Source organism: Microbacterium sp. Bi128, assembly GCF_918698205.1.
Genome location: NZ_CAKKMM010001350.1, coordinates 1 through 1,379 on the forward strand (window position 1 = coordinate 1; position 1,379 = coordinate 1,379).

General features: G+C 70.3%; 2 protein-coding genes. Both read right to left on the reverse strand.

Translation table 11 applies throughout. The features are described 5' to 3' along the window. Positions 1 to 1,131 (reverse strand): HRDC domain-containing protein (locus LQV45_RS32695; protein WP_230011763.1); only part of this gene is annotated, 1,131 nt, incomplete at its 3' end. A 61-nt stretch (positions 1,132 to 1,192) separates the two neighbouring features. After that, positions 1,193 to 1,379: DUF3000 family protein (locus LQV45_RS32700; RefSeq protein ID WP_230011766.1), on the reverse strand; the 187-nt coding region annotated here is incomplete at its 5' end.

The window sequence follows — 1,379 nt, forward strand, 5'->3', positions numbered from 1 at the left end:
CAGGTTCAGTTCCTCGGCCCTGGCCTGGAGTTTTGGACGGGCGGTGGCGAGCCTGGCGGCCGCCTCCGGGTCCCGGTCCGCCCAGACGCGCGGGGGCGGGGGAGCGTTGGTGGGCAGGTGCAGCGGCGGCAGGTCCTCCAGGGCCCGGGCCACGCCGATGCAGCGCAGCCAGCGGGGGGCTTCCCGCTGTGCGGCGCGGCCGTGGAAGCCCTTGGTGCCCAGGAGCTGGGGAACCGTGGAGGGCATCGCTTTGGCCGCGGCGACGAGCGCGGAGTCCGGGATCAGCCGGCCGGGGGCGACGTCACGTTTCTGGGCCAGGGAATCGCGTTCCAGCCACAGCTCCCGGACTGCGGCCAGTTGGCGTCGGTCCCGGATCTGGTGCAGCCCGGACGTCTTGCGCCACGGATCAACGCGCGGCGGGGCCTGTCCGGCTTCGAGGATGGCGGCGAATTCCTGCTCGGCGTATTCCAGCTTCTCGTCCGCCACGAGCAGCTCAATCAGTTCCTCGCGCAGCTCGGTCAGGACTTCGACGTCGAGCGCGGCGTAGCGCAGCCACGGTTCCGGCAGGGGGCGGGTGGACCAGTCGGCGGCGGAGTGTTCCTTCGCCAGGCCGAAGCCCAGGAGCTGTTCGATCACGGCGGCGAGGCCCACCCGGGGCAGCCCGGCAAGGCGGGCGGCGAGCTCGGTGTCGAAGAGTTTGTCCGGCCACATGCCGAGTTCGGACAGGCAGGGCAGGTCCTGGCTGGCGGCGTGCAGGATCCATTCGACGCCGCGCAAAGCGTCATTGATGATGCTGAGGTCCCCGAAAGGTTCGGGATCGATCAGCCAGGTTCCGGAGCCTTCGCGCCGGATCTGGACCAGGAAGGCGCGCTGGCCGTAGCGGAACCCCGAGGCGCGCTCCGCGTCCACGCCCGCAGGGCCGTGGCCGGCGGCGAGGGCCGCGGCGCAGCGTTCGAGTCCGGACTGGGTTTCAATGACCAGCGGCACGCCGTCGCGGGGAATGTCGAGGTCGATCACTTCAGGGACCAGGCTGTCGAAGCCTTCCACGGTGATGTGGGCTGTGGTGTCAGCAGCCTCGGCCGTGGTGCGACTGGCGCCGGCCGTGCTGATTTCCGGATTCTGAGGGGTCATGGTCTCTACAGTTTACCGACAACATGGCGTATAGGGCCGTGACCGCGGCCGAACAGGGGCCTCATGCGTGTCCGCGGGGGCGGCGGGGAAGGGCCGTGACGCCCTCGGGCAGGGGCGGCAGCCCGGCGAAGGTGCAGACCATGTCCGACCACGCCTCCAGGTGCGAGGTGATGTCCGGGGTGGCCGGGGTCCAGGAGGCCCGGAGCTCAATGTCGATTGAATTCGGCCGGTCCGACAACGTTCCAAAG